We start from the raw sequence: 16,225 nt of genomic DNA, 5'->3' as shown, positions 1-16,225 counted from the left end.
ATACTACTCCTGCTCTGGATCACGCAAGTAATAGCCTACTCCACGTCTTGTTACAATTAAAGTTGGGTGACTTGGGTTATCTTCAATTTTTTCACGCAAACGACGTACTGTCACATCTACTGTACGTACATCTCCAAAATAATCGTAGCCCCAAACCGTTTGTAATAAATGTTCACGTGTCATAACTTGTCCTAAATGCTTCGCCAAGTAATGAAGCAGTTCAAATTCACGATGCGTAAGTTCAATGCTTTCTTCCCTTTTTGTTACACTGTAGGCATTTGGATTAATAACGATTGGTCCAATAATCATTTCTGTGTTTTCTTCTTTTTCAGCTGCCCCGCCTTGTTGATGGCGACGTAAGTTTGCTTTTACACGTGCCAATAATTCACGAGTACTAAACGGTTTTGTTACATAATCGTCTGCACCAAGCTCAAGCCCTAATACTTTATCGATTTCAGAGTCTTTTGCAGTCAGCATAATAATCGGCATTTCAGAGCTTTTTCGTATTTCACGACAAACTTCCAATCCGTCTTTTCCCGGTAACATAATATCTAATAAAACCATATCTGGTTGTTCTTCATTTGCCTTTTCAATGGCTTCATCTCCATCATGCGCCATTACAATTTCAAAGCCTTCTTTTTCTAAGTTAAATTTTAAAATATCTGCAATCGGTTTTTCATCGTCAACGACTAAGATTTTCTTTCCCATCATCGTTTCTTTCCTCCTAATAAAAATATGGTCAATCATCCTCAAACATTCACAGCTATTTGTATGGTACATAACCAAACAATTTTATCCTTCGTTTGAGTATTTTCTCCTCTATTCTCATAGAATCACGTATGATTCACATATGAATGGAACATGTACCATCTACAGAAAAACCCCTAGCTTCAACTGCTAGAGGCTCCTCATTCTATTGTAAAATAACTACTCTCATTTGTAAAATTGAACAAATAAAAAGGATATTAAGTGGGCCCACTTAATATCCTGAGAGTGGCTCGGGACGGAATCGAACCGCCGACACGAGGATTTTCAGTCCTCTGCTCTACCGACTGAGCTACCGAGCCAAAACATATATATAAAACCACTAATGGTGGTATAAACAAAAGTGGCGGTCCCGACCGGGGTCGAACCGGCGATCTCCTGCGTGACAGGCAGGCATGTTAACCACTACACCACGGGACCACAAAACATATATAAAAGACATGACCCGTACGGGATTCGAACCCGTGTTACCGCCGTGAAAGGGCGGTGTCTTAACCACTTGACCAACGGGCCACGAAAAATAAAATGGTGAGCCATGAAGGACTCGAACCTTCGACCCTCTGATTAAAAGTCAGATGCTCTACCAACTGAGCTAATGGCTCATACTCACCAACGTCATATTTTCGTGACGACAAGGGTTATCATAACATAATAACTTTTATTTTTGCAATACCTTTTTTATATTTTTTTATAAAAGACAAGAAAAAACTCATGTGAACATGAGTTTTTTCTTACATAAACCAATTTTATATCAATTAACCACCGTATACGTTACGAACGATGTTTGTTTGATTACGATCTGGACCAACAGAGAACATAGATAATTGGATACCTGTTAATTGAGACACACGCTCTACATAATGTCTTGCATTTTCAGGAAGCTCTTCTAATGATTTTACACCAGTAATATCTTCTGTCCAACCTGGAAGTTCTTCATATACAGGCTCACATTTCGCTAAAATGTTTAAGTTTGCTGGCACTTCATCCAGAACTTCTCCGTTATATTTATAAGCGATACAGATTTTCACAGTTGGAATACCTGTTAATACGTCGATAGAGTTTAAAGATAGATCTGTTAAACCACTTACGCGGCGTGCGTGTCTTACAACAACGCTATCAAACCAACCTACGCGGCGTGGACGACCAGTTGTTGTACCATATTCACGACCAACTTCGCGAATTTGATGACCAATTTCATCATTAAGCTCAGTAGGGAATGGACCGTCACCAACACGGCTTGTATATGCTTTACATACACCTACTACGCGATTAATTTTAGAAGGGCCAACTCCAGAACCGATTGTTACACCACCAGCAACTGGGTTAGAAGATGTAACGAATGGGTACGTACCTTGGTCGATATCAAGCATTACGCCTTGTGCACCTTCAAATAATACGCGGCGTCCTTCATCTAATGCATCATTTAATACAACAGATGTATCGCATACGTATTGCGCGATTTGTTGACCATACTCGAAGTACTCTTCGAAAATTTCTTCTGCATTAAATCCTTCTGCATCATACATTTTTTCAAACAGACGGTTTTTTTCTGCTAAATTGCGTTCAAGCTTCTCTTTAAATGCTTCGCGATCTAAAAGATCAGCCATACGAATACCAACGCGAGCAGCTTTATCCATATATGCAGGACCGATACCTTTTTTCGTTGTACCGATTTTGTTATCACCTTTACGCTCTTCTTCTAACTCATCTTGTTTTAAATGATAAGGTAAAATAACATGCGCACGATTACTAATACGTAGATTATCAGTGCTTACACCACGATCGTGTAAGTATTTTAATTCTACAAGTAATGCTTTTGGATCTACTACCATACCGTTTCCGATAACACAAATTTTTTCTTTATAGAAAATACCAGATGGAATTAAGTGTAATTTATACTTAACACCGCCGAAAACAATTGTATGTCCTGCGTTGTTTCCGCCTTGATATCTTGCAACTACTTCCGCATGTTCAGAAAGGAAATCAGTAATTTTACCTTTTCCTTCATCGCCCCACTGTGTTCCTACAACTACTACTGAAGACATTATTCAAGCACCTCCGCAATTTTCAAACGAACTTTTCAAACAATATAATTGTACCAAAATGAAAAGAGAAGTCAATTTAAAAACGAACATTTTTTTATGTTTTATCCATTTCGTTCGTAAGAATTATTTATTTCCACGATGTAAGCCCTATCTTTTGTTCATAAAAAAAGAAACACATCTTATTATAAGAAATGTGTTTCTTTTTTATACTTCTACTATGCCGGCGGTGCATGTCCATCATCAAAACGCCGCTCTAAGTTTACGAATTTGTTAAACTCCTTCACGAATGCGAGTTCTACAGAACCTACTGGACCATTACGTTGCTTTGCAATAATAATTTCAATCGTGTTTTTATTTTCTGTTTCACGATCATAGTAATCTTCACGATACAAGAATGCAACAATATCGGCATCCTGCTCAATACTTCCTGATTCACGAATATCAGACATCATCGGACGTTTATCTTGACGGGATTCAACACCACGAGATAGCTGAGATAAGGCAATAACTGGTACTTGTAGCTCACGCGCAATTCCTTTTAATGTACGGGAAATTTCAGATACTTCCTGCTGACGGTTTTCACCAGATTTCCCACTACCTTGAATAAGCTGTAAGTAATCAATTAAAATCATCCCAAGTCCCTGCTCTTGTTTTAGCCTGCGGCATTTCGCACGAATCTCACTAACACGAATTCCCGGCGTATCATCAATATATATTCCGGCATTCGAAAGACTTCCCATTGCCATTGTCAACTTCGCCCAATCATCTGAAGTTAACGAGCCCGTACGAAGCCTTTGTGCATCAATATTTCCTTCTGCACAAAGCATACGCATAACAAGCTGATCAGCACCCATCTCTAAACTGAAAATCGCGACGTTTTCATCTGTTTTAGTCGCCACATTCTGCGCGATATTCAGCGAAAATGCCGTTTTTCCCACTGAAGGACGGGCTGCCACGATGATTAAATCGTTACGCTGAAATCCCGCTGTCATCTTATCTAATTCCGTAAATCCAGTCGGTATCCCCGTAACTTCACCTTTTTGATTATGCAAAAGTTCAATTTTATCATAAGCATCTACAAGAACATCCTTGATATTTTGGAATGCTTTTGCATTTGTTTGATGTGATACTTCTAATATTTTTTTCTCCGCTTCATTTAGCAAGCCTTCTACATCATCTTCACGTTCATAACCATCTGATACAATGTGAGTTGCTGTTCGAATCAAACGACGCAAAAGTGCTTTTTCTGCAATAATACGTGCATAATACTCTACGTTAGCAGCTGTCGGAACAGCTTCTGCTAATTCAGCTAAATAAGAAACACCACCAACCTCTTCTAACAAACCTTGGTCGGCAAGTGCTGCTGTTGCAGTAACTAAATCAATTGGTTCTCCTTTATCAGATAGTTCAAGCATAACACCAAAAATCTTTTGGTGTGCTGTCCGATAAAAAGATTCAGGTAGCAGCAGTTCTGAAGCCGAAGTTAATGCATCTTGATCAAGGAAAATCGCCCCTAGAACTGCTTGTTCGGCCTCTATATTATGCGGAGGGGTACGATCAGTAAATACATCACTCATACGCAATCCTCCTTGTCTAACTTATTTTTATTGTTCACTAACATGAACCTTTACTGTTGCTGTTACTTGTGGATGTAATTTTACAATTACGTTTGTATATCCTAATGCACGAATTGCATCGTCCATTTCAAATTTACGTTTATCAAGCTTAATATTATGAGCTTTTTGCATTGCATCTACAATTTGTTTACTTGTAATAGAGCCGAATAAACGACCACCTTCACCAGATTTTGCTTTTAGCTCCACTGTTAATTTCTCTAAAGTTTCTTTTAATTTTTTAGCATTTTCAAGTTCAGCTGCTGCGTCTTTTTCTTCTTTGCGCTTTTGCGCTTCTAATGTTTTCATGCTACTGTTAGTTGCCTCAGCAGCTAATCCTTGTTTTAATAAGAAGTTATTTGCGTAACCGTCCGGTACGTTTTTTACTTCTCCTTTTTTCCCTTTACCTTTTACGTCTTTTAGAAAAATTACTTTCATGATTGTTTGCCTCCCTGTAAATAGTCATCAATAACAGATTGAAGTTTATCTTCAGCTGCATCGACCGTTATATTTTTCATCTGTGTAGCGGCATTTGTTAAATGCCCGCCGCCACCTAAGTTTTCCATAATTAGCTGTACGTTCACTTCACCTAAAGAACGTCCACTAATTCCAATAAAGCTTTCCCCACGTTTTGCAATAACAAAAGATGCAATTACCCCTGTCATTGTCAGCAACGTATCAGCTGATTGCGCAATTAATACTTGATCGTAATATTCATCACCATCTACTTTGGCAATCGCAATTCCATTTTTATAAATGTAGGCATTTTGAATCGTTTTTGCAACTCTTAAATACTGAGCCATATCTTCTTTCAGTAATTCTTGCACAAGAACCGTATCCGCTCCATGCGAACGTAGGTAAGAAGCTGCATCAAATGTACGAGCACCTGTCCGGAAAGTAAAGCTTTTTGTATCTACTATAATACCAGCCAGTAATGCTGTCGCCTCTAACATTGTCATTTTTAAACGTTTCGGCTGATATTCAAGGAGCTCGGTTACAAGCTCAGCTGTCGAAGATGCATATGGCTCCATGTATACAAGGAGAGGATCCTCAATAAATTCTTCACCACGTCGATGATGGTCAATTACAACCACATTTTCGATCTTATGCAAAAGCTTTTCCTCCATCACCATGGAAGGTTTATGCGTATCAACAACTACAAGCAATGAATCATCTGTTGCAAATTCCATGGCCTGCTGCGGCGTAATAAAATGAGACCACAATTCCTCATTTTGTTTCACTTTATCCATCAAACGTTTAATACCCTTATCAGAATCATTCTCATCTAATACAATGTACCCTTCACGCTCGTTTAACTGCGCTACTTTTAAAATTCCAATGGCCGCTCCAATTGCATCCATATCAGGAGCCCTATGGCCCATGATAATAACATTACTGCTCTCTAGTACTAAATCTTTTAATGCATGTGAGATAACCCTTGCACGTACACGCGTACGTTTTTCAACCGGATTTGTTTTACCACCATAAAACTTCACTTTGCCTGTTGCTTGTTTAATCGCAACTTGGTCTCCACCTCGTCCTAAAGCAAGGTCTAAACCCGATTGAGCCATCGCGCCAAGCTCTGATAAAGATAAGTCGCCCGACCCTACACCAACGCTTAGTGTAAGTGGAATATTTCGTTTTGATGTTTCTTCACGTACTTGATCTAAAATATCAAACTTCCCTTTCTCCATTTGAGCCAAAATACTTTCATTTAACACAATGAAAAAGCGCTCTGATGAAGCTCGTTTTAGATATGCACCATATTTGAGGGCCCACTCATTTAAACGTGATGTCACTAAGCTCGTAATGTTCGTACGTAATTGATCATCCAACCCTTGTGTAACTTCATCATAATTGTCCAAATAAATAATCGCGAGAACTGTACGCTGATCCTCATACATTTTTTCAATTTCTGTTTGCTCTGTTACATCAAAAAAGTAAATTAACTTTTCCTCTTTCCTTACAAACACACGAAACTTACGATTATTTAAAGATACAATATCATCAGCTGTTTCTCCTTTAATAAAAAGAAGTAAGTTTTCTGACACATCATACAAATGCCACCCCGCTAAGGAATGTTGCCCCAAACAAGAAGACAAATAAGGATTTGCCCAATCAATTCCATAATCCTTATTGTATAACAAAATACCAATTGGCATTTGATTAAATGCCTCATTACTGACTTTTTTTACTCTTGTAATCATATCCGTTGTGTATTTTTCAAAATTCCTCTGAAAGGCTAACTCAGACCGAATTACCAAAAAAAGTACAATACAAAAAATAAAAAAAGTGGCCATTCCCATTATCCAGTGAAAGTAACCAAGAATGGCAATAAGCACAAACATGAAAAAAGCCAATACATAAACAGGATATAAAAACCTCTGTTTCTTATAAAATTCAGGCATGTATCCAACTCCTATAAAGTAAAACTAACATAAATAGGGAATTATTCCATTCCTATCAATGTTTAGTTGAACAGATTAAACGCCCCAAAGTTAAACTTCCACTAAAAGCTTACGTCACATAATAAACTTTATATAAATACAAATTGAAAAACCTTATTTTTCAGATGGGAGAGAGCATCCAGCCATGCATAGAAGCGGTCAGATATCCTTCCTGTCCCATGCCAAGTTAAAACAAACAGAGAAAACGAGTGCAAATCACCTTTGTTTTCATAGCAGTAACTTATATGCGCAAAACCTAAAGTACGATTGATGATGGGAGTTTCACTGATTTCATCCCACGTTCTCACTTATTTTGATTGTATTTTAGAACGTAATGAAAAGCCTAAATCAATTATACCTAAGATTGTCACTAGAGGAAACAACATCGGGATCACCATACACACGACAAAAATGAGAATAGGAATCGCCTTTGCATAACCCTTTGCATATGCAAAAAAGGCTATAAATGCAAAGCCTTGGAATAAAAGAAGCAATGAAAAGATGGCATATAAATTCGAAAATGCCATATATACATATGAACCTGATTCGACTTTCATAAATGTTGAAAGCAAAATAAATACAACATAATACCAAACTATACTTTTTGGTAATCGGATATTTCTAAACTTAGGCCATGGTGCTATAGTATACTTCAATCTCTTTAAAACATTACCTGCTATTAATACTGTAATCCAAGAATATATTAAAGAAACCATTACAAGCAAACTTGGCAAAAGAATTCGAATCATATCACTGAATTGTCCTAACAAATCTTTTTGCTCTTGGCTAATTGGCGCACCTGCTGCCTTCATTATTTTTTCACTTTGCTCCATTCCTTGTTTGAACATATCTTGCATTTGCTTAAGAAAATCTATATTAAAAAATTGTATACTTACAACATAAACAAGTACAAAATTAAGCAGATATACAAGCATTCCTACCAATAATATTTCTATCGGTCCTTTTTTCTTCTTATACATATATCCTAAAGAAATGCCTATTACGCCTGACATGAATGTATTCACAAGACTAAGTGGTGAACTAATAATAATAGTAACAAGAATTGATGCTCCAAAAAGCATACATGTACTAGAAAACGGGTATCTTACCATAAACAATAAAAAGGGTAATGGTAGTGCAAATATTGCAACCATACTTATAACAGGTACATACAAGAATGTTAAAAGTAAAACCGCATATACCGCTAACAAAACTGCTCCTTCTGTAATAAGCCTTGTACGCTTCATTTTTTACCTCTCTTTCTGAAAAGAAAAGCATAGCAAAATGCACAGTAGAGTCTCACTCTACTGTGCATTTCATACGCTATTATTCACCAACATATGGTAAAAGTGCCATTTGACGAGCACGTTTAATTGCAACTGTAAGTTTGCGTTGGTATTTTGCGCTTGTTCCTGTTACACGACGAGGTAAAATTTTACCACGCTCAGAAACGAAACGTTTTAATAAATCAACATCTTTATAGTCGATGCGAGTGATGCCGTTAGAAGTGAAGAAACACACCTTACGACGTTTCGCACGTCCACCTTTGCGTCCTGCCATGTCTATTTCCCTCCATTCTTTGTTAAAAATAACCGATCTATACCATTAGAATGGTAAATCGTCGTCCGAAATATCAATCGGTTGACCTACATTTGAAAATGGATCGTCATTCTTCGTAAATCCAGAGTTACCTGAGTTACCCGAATTACTAGATTGACCAAATGGGTTAGAGCCTTGGTTACCGTAACCAGCTCCTGATGGTTGCTGATTGAATGAACCGCGTTGCTCCCCACCGCTATTACGCGGCTCTAAAAATTGTACGCTCTCCGCAAGAACTTCTGTTACATATACACGTTTACCATCTTGTCCCTCATAATTACGAGTTTGAAGACGCCCATCTACGCCTGCTAAGCTACCTTTTTTCAAATAATTTGCCACGTTTTCTGCTTGTTTACGCCATATTACACAATTAATAAAGTCAGCTTCACGCTCACCTTGTTGATTCGCAAATGCGCGATTCACAGCTAACGTAAAAGTAGCTACCGCAACACCATTGGGCGTGTAACGTAAGTCAGGGTCCTTAGTTAAACGACCAACGAGGATAACACGATTCATCAATCGAACCACTCTCCCTATATATCTTAATTATTATTCTTCTTCTTTAACAACGATGTGACGAATGATATCTTCGTTGATCTTAGCTAAACGATCAAATTCTTTAACAGCTTCTGCGTTAGAATTTACGTTTAAGATCATGTAGAAACCGTCACGTAAGTCGTTGATTTCGTAAGCTAAACGACGCTTACCCCACTCTTTCGTGTTAATGATTTCTGCACCATTGTTAGTTAAAACGCCTGCGAAGCGCTCAACTAAAGCTTTTTGAGCTTCTTCCTCCATGTTTGGACGGATGATGTACATGATTTCGTACTTTTTCATTACACTTTCACCTCCTTTTGGTCTAAACGGCCCATAATGGGCAAGGAGCAATTAATTATATAGTAATTACTCACGAGTTTAGATTATATCATAGTAAGTTAGATGAATCAACTAACCAATAAATAAAAAACTTGGCAAACATATGATACGTTCACCAAGTTGATATCTTTATTTTTCCTAGGAAATATTGAATTACACATTAAAGCGGAAATGCATAACATCTCCATCTTTTACGATGTACTCTTTTCCTTCTAAACGTACTTTTCCTGCTTCTTTAGCGGCTGTCATAGAACCTTTTTCCATTAAATCATCGTATGAAACTGTTTCAGCACGAATAAATCCACGTTCAAAGTCTGTATGAATAACCCCAGCACATTGAGGTGCCTTCATGCCTTGTTTGAATGTCCATGCACGTACTTCTTGTACACCAGCTGTGAAATAAGTAGCTAATCCTAATAAGTCGTAAGCAGCACGAATTAACTGGTCTAAACCCGATTCTTCAATCCCTAACTCTTCAAGGAATACTTTTTTCTCTTCCTCGTCTAGCTCAGCAATTTCCGATTCAATTTTTGCACAAACAACAATCACTTGTGAGTTTTCATTTGCTGCAAATTCTTTTACCATCTTTACATATTCGTTTTCAGATGGATCCATAATATCCTCTTCACTTACGTTGGCTACGTAAAGCATTTCTTTTGTCGTCAATAAGTGAAGGCCTTTAACGATTTTCATTTGTTCGTCTGTAAATTCAACAGTACGAGCCGGTTTACCTGCCTCGAATGCTTCTTTTAAACGAACTAAAATCTCGTGTTCGTATACTGCTTCTTTGTCCTTTTGTCTTGCTAATTTTGCTACACGTTCAATACGCTTATCAACAGATTCTAAATCTGCTAAAATTAGCTCTAAATTAATCGTTTCAATATCATCAATTGGATCTACTTTTCCTGAAACGTGTGTAATATTTTCATCTTCAAAACAACGAACAACTTGGCAAATTGCATCCACTTGGCGAATATGAGATAAGAATTTGTTTCCTAGTCCTTCACCTTTACTTGCACCCTTTACGATACCTGCAATATCAGTAAATTCGAATACAGTTGGAACAGTTTTTTTCGGTTCTACTAGTTCCGTTAATTTATTTAAGCGCTCATCTGGTACTTCTACAATCCCTACGTTCGGATCAATTGTACAGAATGGATAGTTTGCAGATTCTGCCCCCGCTTGTGTAATTGCATTAAATAATGTTGATTTCCCTACGTTTGGTAAACCAACAATCCCAGCCGTTAATCCCATATTTTTCACTCCTATGTCTCAATCTTCCATCATTATAGATAGTAACGAATAAAATGACAAGTTCCCTAAAAGTTCAAAAAAGTAACAGCCACCTAAAGCAGCTGTTACTTTTTCTCTATTCTTCATGCTTTACAAGAACTTTTTTCACTTTGCGATCAAACTCTCTTCGAGGAATCATTACCGAATGGCCACATCCCTCGCACTTAATGCGGATGTCCATTCCCATACGAATAATTTTCCAACGATTTGCACCACACGGATGGGCCTTTTTCATCTCCACAACATCGTACAAGTTATATTGCTTTTGTTCCACTCTCCAAACTCCCCCTCGTCATTAATTTGCTTTTTGATTAACCATCTCTTTACGATTATATAAAACCATATGTGGATATGGAATTTCAATGCCGTGTAAATCAAGACGATTTTTAATTTCTTTACGAAGTGCTCTAGCAATAGGTGCATGCTGCATCGGTTCCACTTCAGCAATTACACGGAGCACAACTTCAGATGCACCTAGGGTTTGAACACCTAATAATTGTGGTGTTGCTACCATTTGCTCATATTTTTCTGGTAATTCTTCTAATAACTCTTCAATTATTCGCTCTGCTCTTGCTATATCACTTTCATAAGAAATCGATACATCGACAAATGCTACACTATTACTAACAGAAAAGTTTGTTACTTGTGCAATACTACCATTTGGCAAAATATGAATTTCTCCCGTCCAGCTTTTTATCTTTGTTGTACGTAATCCAATTTCTAAAACTACACCTTCAAATTGACCGATGCGAACATAATCACCAACAGAAAATTGATCTTCTAATAAAATAAATAACCCTGTAATGACATCTTTTACTAAACTTTGAGCACCAAAACCGACTGCTAAACCGATTACCCCAGCTCCAGCTAATAAACCTGATGCATTAATATTAAATACGCCTAAAATTGCGATTAACATAATAAACATAACAACGTATGCTACAATATTTTCAAGCAGCTTAGCTACTGTAACCGTACGTCGCTCTGAAATTTGAATTGGCGAGCGACTTCCCATACGAAACGCATTTCTAACAATTGCTCTTGCGATACGTACTACGATTACTCCTGCTACTAAAATAATTAAAATCTTTAGCGTTACAATCCCAATATACTCCCAGCGATTTGAGTCCATTAAGTATTGTTTTAAGGTATCAAACCATTTACTTAATACGTCCATATCATTCTACCTCTCCAACAAAATTTTCTTTTTCATTCATCCTTTATTGTATCAGAAGTTTTCTCTATTTCTGAAAAAATTTTATTACCTTATTTGCGTTTGTTTGCTTTGATCTAGGTATAAAATGGAGTGAATATATATATACTAGTACTATTATTTCCGGTTTTATAAATGGCTTGCAAAAATATAGAACTTATAATTTTCCATATTACGAAATAAAATCTATACCTAAAAACTTTACAGTGAATCGTAAAATTTATCAAAAGGATGGATGATTCATGAATATAGGAAATTTCCGCTTGCCTTTTTTTGAAAAAAAATCGCAGAATGTTATGCATCACGATTTAGAAGCTTGTACAACAATTAGTGATTTTCTCTTCTCACACATACCTATCCATGAAACGCAACCCCTCAGCATAATTTGTATTGGAACAGATCGTTCAACTGGTGATGCACTTGGCCCATTAGTCGGATCTAAATTAGAACAAATGAACATTCAAAATTTCCACGTATTTGGCACACTCGATGAACCCATTCATGCGCTAAACCTAGAAGAAAATATCCAGAATATACAAACTTCATTACCTGATTCTTTTATTATTGCAATCGATGCTTGCCTTGGGAAATCTCAAAACATTGGTTCCATTACTGTTGGTGAAGGACCTAGTAAACCTGGAGCAGCAATGAATAAAAAGTTACCTGCAATTGGTGATCTACATATACATGGTATCGTAAACTTAAATGGTTTCATGGAATTTTTTGTGTTACAAAATACAAGATTAAGTCTCGTTATGAAAATGGCAGGTATTATTGCCCAAAGCATAAAGGAAACAGATCAAAAATTATCCGTATTAAAAAAAGCAAACCATCTATAAATAAAAAGATGGTTTGCTTTTTAGTTTCCCCTAGATAACAATTCTAAAATACGATTTAAATCTTCTTTATTGAAGAATTCTATTTCAATTTTTCCTTTTTCTTTCTTTGTTTCTTTGATTTTTACACCTGTTCCAAATTTTTCCCTTAACAATGTTTCACGCTCTTCAAAAAATATATTTCGTTCTTGCTTCACTTTCTTTGTTTCACGTGAAACTCGCTGATGAATCTGTTGGACAATTTGCTCTAACTGCCTAACATTTAATCCTTCCTTTTCAATACGCTTCAATAAAGATTTTAGCTGTTCTTCGTCTTTGATTGTAAGCAATGTCCGTCCATGTGCCATAGATAGATTTCCATCTGCAATCATTTCTTGAACAAATGAAGGAAGGGTAAGCAAACGAACATAATTAGCAATGTATGGCCTACTTTTTCCAAGACGCTTTGCTAATTGCTCTTGCGTTACATTTAGCTCGTCCATTAGCATTTGATATGCCAAAGCTTCTTCCATTGGATTTAAATCTTCACGTTGTAGATTTTCCAACAAGGCAAATTCCATCATTTGCTGTTCATTTAATTCTCGAACAACAGTTGGAACTGTTTCAAGATGTGCCTCTTTTGCAGCACGGTATCTTCTTTCACCAGCAACAATTTCATATCCTTTAATACTTTTCCTTACGATTAAAGGTTGTAAGATGCCATGTTCTTTAATAGACGCTGCCAATTCTTGAATTGCTTCTTTTTGAAAACTTTTACGCGGTTGATAGGGGTTTGGCCTTAATTCAGTCAGTGCAATTTCTTGAATTTTCTCTTCTTCTTTCACATCTAAATCTGGAAAGAACGCATTAATCCCTCTTCCTAATCCTTTAGCCACCAGCAATCACTTCCTCTGCTAAATCTATATATACTTCTGCACCTCTTGATTTAGCATCATACTGCATAATAGGTTTCCCATGACTTGGTGCTTCACTCAAACGAACATTGCGAGGGATAATAGAGCGATATACTTTATCTCGGAAATATTTCTTCACTTCATCTATAACCTGAATGCCTAAGTTTGTACGTGCATCTAACATCGTTAATAGTACACCTTGAATTGCTAAATTTTTATTTAAATGCTTTTGTACAAGTCGAACTGTATTCAATAATTGACTCAACCCTTCCAGTGCGTAGTATTCACACTGAACAGGAATAATAACGGAATCCGCTGCCGTTAGCGCATTAATTGTTAATAAGCCTAAAGATGGAGGACAATCAATAATAATATAATCATATTCATTACGAATTGGCTGCAAAGCCCTTTGTAAACGAACTTCCCGGGAAATGGTTGGTACCAGTTCAATCTCAGCACCTGCCAATTGAATTGTAGCAGGTAGAACATCTAAGTTTTCAGTTGCAGTTTTCTGGATAACCCCTTGAACTTCTGCATCTTCCACAAGGACATTATAAATACATTGATCTAATTCCGACTTTTCAATTCCTACACCAGTTGTTGCGTTCCCCTGAGCATCAATGTCAATAAGCAGCACTTTTTTCCCTACCTGTGCCAATCCAGCTCCTAGGTTAACAGACGTTGTTGTTTTTCCTACACCGCCTTTTTGATTAGCAATAGCAATGATTTTTCCCATGATGTCACCTACTTTCAACCTTTCTGTCTTATTCTAAAAATAATTATGTTTATTGTAACATGAAATAAAAATTTTTCTTTTGCATCCTTATTAAACTTCAAAATTTATTCTAAAACTCCTTCTTCATAAAAAAGAAAAATATAGGAAAAAAGATCTCCCCCAAAAGGGTGAGATCTATATCACATACAAATTATTTCTTTTTAGGAATTTTAATTGTGATCTGATAATACTCATCAAATTCTTCTTCTTCAGAATTGACATTCAGTCCACTATTTGCAACCATTTGTAATGATTGCCTAATTGTATTCATCGCAATTCTCATATCACGACTTACCGCTTTTTGTTTTGCCTTACGCTTTGGTTTTACTTCCTCCAATAGCTTAGCAATACGTTCCTCAGTCTGTTTTACATTTAATTGCTTTTCTATAATTTCTTGTAAAATCTTCAACTGCAATTCTTCATTTTTTAAAGGAATCAGAGCACGAGCGTGACGTTCTGTAATACTCTTTTCTAACAATGCTTGTTTAATTTCCTCTGGCAACTTTAATAGTCGCAACTTATTTGCGATTGTTGATTGTCCTTTTCCGAGCCTCTGTGCCAATGCCTCTTGTGTTAAATTATGTAACTCAATTAGCTTTTGATAAGCAACAGCTTCTTCAATTGCTGTTAACTCTTCACGTTGCAAGTTCTCAATTAGAGCGACCGAAGCCGTTTCCGTATCATTTAAGTTTTTAATAATAGCCGGAACTTTTTCCCAACCTAATTTCGTTGCAGCACGAAAACGTCTTTCCCCGGCAATAATTTCATACTTATCGGCTTCATATTGCCTTATAACAATTGGTTGAATAAGTCCATGTGTGCGAATGGTTAAGGCAAGTTCGTCAATTCGCGCATCATCAAAAACTGTACGTGGTTGATAACGATTAGGAATGATATTAGCTATCGGAATTTCTTGTATTTCTTCATGTATCTTTTTATCTATCTCTTCATGGCTTTCGTCTTGTAATTCGAATTCGCTCTCTTTATCTCCAAAGCCAAATAAACGAGAAAACGTATTTTTCATACATATTCCACCACCTTTGGGCCTATTGAATGTCCTACACAGAAATGTTTCCTATGAAACATTTACGTTTTCATTTATATAATTTAATCTTACGTCTAATAAGATTTATTTTTCAATAGGTAATTTATTGGGTGTCCCTGGTTTACGCGGATATTTCTTTGGTGTTTTGCGCTTTTTCATAATTGATAAAATGTTACGTTCACTTTCTTCAAATGGTAATTGGAAAGTAGAAATCTCTTTTAACTCACCACCAAGTACTTCTAAAGCATACTTACCATTTTCAATTTCTTCATTGGCAGCTGCACCTTTCATTGCGATAAATGTCCCACCTACTTTTACAAGTGGCAAACATAGCTCGCTTAGTACAGAGAGGCGTGCTACCGCACGCGCCATCACAATATCAAATGATTCACGTACACCCTCTTTTTTCCCGAATGTTTCAGCACGATCGTGGCAGAACGCAACATCACTTAACTCTAATTTTTGCGCTAAATGATTTAAAAAATTGATGCGTTTTTGTAATGAATCTACAATTGTTATTTTTAAATGCGGGAAACAAATTTTTAATGGAATACTTGGAAATCCTGCTCCTGCACCGACATCACAAATGGAAAATGGTTTTGAAAAGTCATAATAAAAAGCAGCTGTAATCGAGTCAAAAAAGTGCTTTAGATACACTTCCTCTTTCTCTGTAATAGCTGTTAAATTCATTTTCTCATTCCATTCCACTAATGTTTCAAAGTAGATTTCAAATTGTTCTAATTGCCTAGGAGAAAGGATAATTCCTCTTTCTCCTAGCATAGATTGAAATTGTTCTATGTTCATCTTGCCATATCTCCTTACTTA

The 16,225-nt window shown here is 36.6% G+C and carries 17 protein-coding genes and 4 tRNA genes; 1 reads left to right on the top strand and 20 read right to left on the bottom strand.

Annotation, left to right across the window (positions count from 1 at the left end; genetic code table 11):
- Nucleotides 1–3 precede the first annotated feature (3 nt).
- The 16 genes from walR to KFD70_RS08935 all read right to left on the bottom strand — a co-directional run bounded on the left by walR (nucleotide 4) and on the right by KFD70_RS08935 (nucleotide 11,815).
- Nucleotides 4–711, bottom strand: a complete 708-nt coding sequence (gene walR, locus KFD70_RS09010; protein WP_336451432.1) for a cell wall metabolism DNA-binding response regulator WalR — start codon at nucleotides 709–711, stop codon at nucleotides 4–6.
- A 283-nt stretch (nucleotides 712–994) separates the two neighbouring features.
- A tRNA-Phe gene (locus KFD70_RS09005) sits at nucleotides 995–1,067 on the bottom strand.
- Between the two features lie 42 nt (nucleotides 1,068–1,109).
- Nucleotides 1,110–1,185: transfer RNA gene (locus KFD70_RS09000), tRNA-Asp, on the bottom strand.
- Nucleotides 1,186–1,206: 21 nt separating this feature from the next.
- Nucleotides 1,207–1,278: transfer RNA gene (locus KFD70_RS08995), tRNA-Glu, on the bottom strand.
- A 13-nt stretch (nucleotides 1,279–1,291) separates the two neighbouring features.
- Nucleotides 1,292–1,367: transfer RNA gene (locus KFD70_RS08990), tRNA-Lys, on the bottom strand.
- Nucleotides 1,368–1,520: 153 nt separating this feature from the next.
- Nucleotides 1,521–2,810, bottom strand: coding sequence for an adenylosuccinate synthase (locus KFD70_RS08985; protein WP_336451431.1), 1,290 nt, complete (start codon nucleotides 2,808–2,810; stop codon nucleotides 1,521–1,523).
- A gap of 215 nt (nucleotides 2,811–3,025) precedes the next feature.
- Nucleotides 3,026–4,387, bottom strand: a complete 1,362-nt coding sequence (gene dnaB / locus KFD70_RS08980) for a replicative DNA helicase (protein ID WP_336451430.1) — start codon at nucleotides 4,385–4,387, stop codon at nucleotides 3,026–3,028.
- 27 nt (nucleotides 4,388–4,414) lie between these two features.
- On the bottom strand, nucleotides 4,415–4,861 hold the full coding sequence (rplI, locus tag KFD70_RS08975; RefSeq protein ID WP_207995707.1) for a 50S ribosomal protein L9: 447 nt from the start codon (nucleotides 4,859–4,861) through the stop codon (nucleotides 4,415–4,417).
- Nucleotides 4,858–6,831, bottom strand: coding sequence for a DHH family phosphoesterase (locus tag KFD70_RS08970; protein WP_336451429.1), 1,974 nt, complete (start codon nucleotides 6,829–6,831; stop codon nucleotides 4,858–4,860). The genes rplI and KFD70_RS08970 overlap by 4 nt, the downstream gene beginning before the upstream one ends.
- A gap of 347 nt (nucleotides 6,832–7,178) precedes the next feature.
- Nucleotides 7,179–8,117 (bottom strand): YybS family protein, encoded by a 939-nt coding sequence (locus KFD70_RS08965; protein WP_431613134.1) that lies wholly within the window; start codon nucleotides 8,115–8,117, stop codon nucleotides 7,179–7,181.
- A 79-nt stretch (nucleotides 8,118–8,196) separates the two neighbouring features.
- The gene (rpsR, locus tag KFD70_RS08960; protein WP_000918874.1) at nucleotides 8,197–8,430 is read right to left on the bottom strand and encodes a 30S ribosomal protein S18; all 234 of its coding nucleotides are present in this window, start codon (nucleotides 8,428–8,430) and stop codon (nucleotides 8,197–8,199) included.
- Between the two features lie 45 nt (nucleotides 8,431–8,475).
- The gene (ssb, locus tag KFD70_RS08955) at nucleotides 8,476–8,988 is read right to left on the bottom strand and encodes a single-stranded DNA-binding protein (RefSeq protein ID WP_336451427.1); all 513 of its coding nucleotides are present in this window, start codon (nucleotides 8,986–8,988) and stop codon (nucleotides 8,476–8,478) included.
- Nucleotides 8,989–9,018: 30 nt separating this feature from the next.
- Nucleotides 9,019–9,306 carry a 30S ribosomal protein S6 gene (gene rpsF, locus KFD70_RS08950; RefSeq protein WP_336451426.1) on the bottom strand — a complete coding sequence of 96 codons (288 nt, stop codon included), beginning with the start codon at nucleotides 9,304–9,306 and terminating at the stop codon, nucleotides 9,019–9,021.
- 192 nt (nucleotides 9,307–9,498) lie between these two features.
- Nucleotides 9,499–10,599 carry a redox-regulated ATPase YchF gene (ychF, locus tag KFD70_RS08945; protein ID WP_336451425.1) on the bottom strand — a complete coding sequence of 367 codons (1,101 nt, stop codon included), beginning with the start codon at nucleotides 10,597–10,599 and terminating at the stop codon, nucleotides 9,499–9,501.
- 115 nt (nucleotides 10,600–10,714) lie between these two features.
- Nucleotides 10,715–10,912: a DUF951 domain-containing protein gene (locus KFD70_RS08940; protein WP_033673542.1), complete on the bottom strand. Its 198-nt coding sequence runs from the start codon at nucleotides 10,910–10,912 to the stop codon at nucleotides 10,715–10,717.
- 21 nt (nucleotides 10,913–10,933) lie between these two features.
- A complete protein-coding gene (locus KFD70_RS08935) occupies nucleotides 10,934–11,815 on the bottom strand; it encodes a mechanosensitive ion channel family protein (protein ID WP_336451424.1) in 882 nt (293 codons plus the stop codon).
- A 278-nt stretch (nucleotides 11,816–12,093) separates the two neighbouring features.
- On the opposite strand from KFD70_RS08935, the gene yyaC reads away from it, so the two are divergent.
- Nucleotides 12,094–12,690: a spore protease YyaC gene (yyaC, locus tag KFD70_RS08930; protein WP_336451423.1), complete on the top strand. Its 597-nt coding sequence runs from the start codon at nucleotides 12,094–12,096 to the stop codon at nucleotides 12,688–12,690.
- 20 nt (nucleotides 12,691–12,710) lie between these two features.
- Here yyaC and KFD70_RS08925 read toward each other — a convergent pair whose 3' ends face one another.
- The 4 genes from KFD70_RS08925 to rsmG all read right to left on the bottom strand — a co-directional run bounded on the left by KFD70_RS08925 (nucleotide 12,711) and on the right by rsmG (nucleotide 16,204).
- Nucleotides 12,711–13,562 carry a ParB/RepB/Spo0J family partition protein gene (locus KFD70_RS08925; protein ID WP_336451422.1) on the bottom strand — a complete coding sequence of 284 codons (852 nt, stop codon included), beginning with the start codon at nucleotides 13,560–13,562 and terminating at the stop codon, nucleotides 12,711–12,713.
- Nucleotides 13,555–14,316, bottom strand: coding sequence for a sporulation initiation inhibitor protein Soj (soj, locus tag KFD70_RS08920; RefSeq protein WP_000516112.1), 762 nt, complete (start codon nucleotides 14,314–14,316; stop codon nucleotides 13,555–13,557). The genes KFD70_RS08925 and soj overlap by 8 nt, the downstream gene beginning before the upstream one ends.
- Nucleotides 14,317–14,506: 190 nt before the next feature.
- Nucleotides 14,507–15,379, bottom strand: a complete 873-nt coding sequence (noc, locus tag KFD70_RS08915) for a nucleoid occlusion protein (protein ID WP_336451421.1) — start codon at nucleotides 15,377–15,379, stop codon at nucleotides 14,507–14,509.
- A 105-nt stretch (nucleotides 15,380–15,484) separates the two neighbouring features.
- Nucleotides 15,485–16,204: a 16S rRNA (guanine(527)-N(7))-methyltransferase RsmG gene (gene rsmG, locus KFD70_RS08910; protein ID WP_336451420.1), complete on the bottom strand. Its 720-nt coding sequence runs from the start codon at nucleotides 16,202–16,204 to the stop codon at nucleotides 15,485–15,487.
- Nucleotides 16,205–16,225: the final 21 nt, after the last annotated feature.

Source organism: Bacillus pfraonensis, assembly GCF_050768835.1.
GTDB lineage: Bacteria > Bacillota > Bacilli > Bacillales > Bacillaceae_G > Bacillus_A > Bacillus_A pfraonensis.
This window is presented reverse-complemented; position numbering and strand designations above follow the sequence as displayed.

Coding starts and splice junctions, on each gene's coding strand:
- walR (WP_336451432.1), bottom strand. CDS start 711: ATGATGGGAAAGAAAATCTTAGTCGTTGACGATGAAAAACCGATTGCA.
- KFD70_RS08985 (WP_336451431.1), bottom strand. CDS start 2,810: ATGTCTTCAGTAGTAGTTGTAGGAACACAGTGGGGCGATGAAGGAAAA.
- dnaB (WP_336451430.1), bottom strand. CDS start 4,387: ATGAGTGATGTATTTACTGATCGTACCCCTCCGCATAATATAGAGGCC.
- rplI (WP_207995707.1), bottom strand. CDS start 4,861: ATGAAAGTAATTTTTCTAAAAGACGTAAAAGGTAAAGGGAAAAAAGGA.
- KFD70_RS08970 (WP_336451429.1), bottom strand. CDS start 6,831: ATGCCTGAATTTTATAAGAAACAGAGGTTTTTATATCCTGTTTATGTA.
- KFD70_RS08965 (WP_431613134.1), bottom strand. CDS start 8,117: ATGAAGCGTACAAGGCTTATTACAGAAGGAGCAGTTTTGTTAGCGGTA.
- rpsR (WP_000918874.1), bottom strand. CDS start 8,430: ATGGCAGGACGCAAAGGTGGACGTGCGAAACGTCGTAAGGTGTGTTTC.
- rpsF (WP_336451426.1), bottom strand. CDS start 9,306: ATGAAAAAGTACGAAATCATGTACATCATCCGTCCAAACATGGAGGAA.
- ychF (WP_336451425.1), bottom strand. CDS start 10,599: ATGGGATTAACGGCTGGGATTGTTGGTTTACCAAACGTAGGGAAATCA.
- KFD70_RS08935 (WP_336451424.1), bottom strand. CDS start 11,815: ATGGACGTATTAAGTAAATGGTTTGATACCTTAAAACAATACTTAATG.
- yyaC (WP_336451423.1), top strand. CDS start 12,094: ATGAATATAGGAAATTTCCGCTTGCCTTTTTTTGAAAAAAAATCGCAG.
- soj (WP_000516112.1), bottom strand. CDS start 14,316: ATGGGAAAAATCATTGCTATTGCTAATCAAAAAGGCGGTGTAGGAAAA.
- noc (WP_336451421.1), bottom strand. CDS start 15,379: ATGAAAAATACGTTTTCTCGTTTATTTGGCTTTGGAGATAAAGAGAGC.
- rsmG (WP_336451420.1), bottom strand. CDS start 16,204: ATGAACATAGAACAATTTCAATCTATGCTAGGAGAAAGAGGAATTATC.